The organism is Falsihalocynthiibacter sp. BN13B15, assembly GCF_041205415.1.
Taxonomy (GTDB): domain Bacteria; phylum Pseudomonadota; class Alphaproteobacteria; order Rhodobacterales; family Rhodobacteraceae; genus Falsihalocynthiibacter; species Falsihalocynthiibacter arcticus.
Map to the genome: position 1 here is coordinate 1 of NZ_JBGFCE010000127.1, position 283 is coordinate 283.

A 283-nucleotide genomic window follows, 5' to 3' on the forward strand; every position below is an offset into this window, starting at 1 on the left:
CCAACAGATTCCACGACTTCAATTTTTTCGTCCGCAACTGACAATGCTTCGCTCACCGTGCGATCTGTTGACCCGTCCGATACGACAATTATCTGCACCCTGAAAGCGCCACTCACTGCGAGTTCTAACGAGTTGCGCAACTTGTCGGCGATGCAGGCCTCCTCGTTGTGTGCCGCGATAAGGAGTGTGAAAGACCTCGGGCCCTCCTGTTTAAGAACCGGTTCGCGCCCAATAATGCGCGCAAGCATCATGAGCACCAGAGGGTAGCCTACGATCGCATAGA

General features: G+C 54.1%; 1 protein-coding gene. It reads right to left on the minus strand.

From position 1 onward, the window contains the following. Positions 1 to 283 (minus strand): glycosyltransferase (locus tag AB9F26_RS22495; RefSeq protein ID WP_369769153.1); only part of this gene is annotated, 283 nt, incomplete at both ends.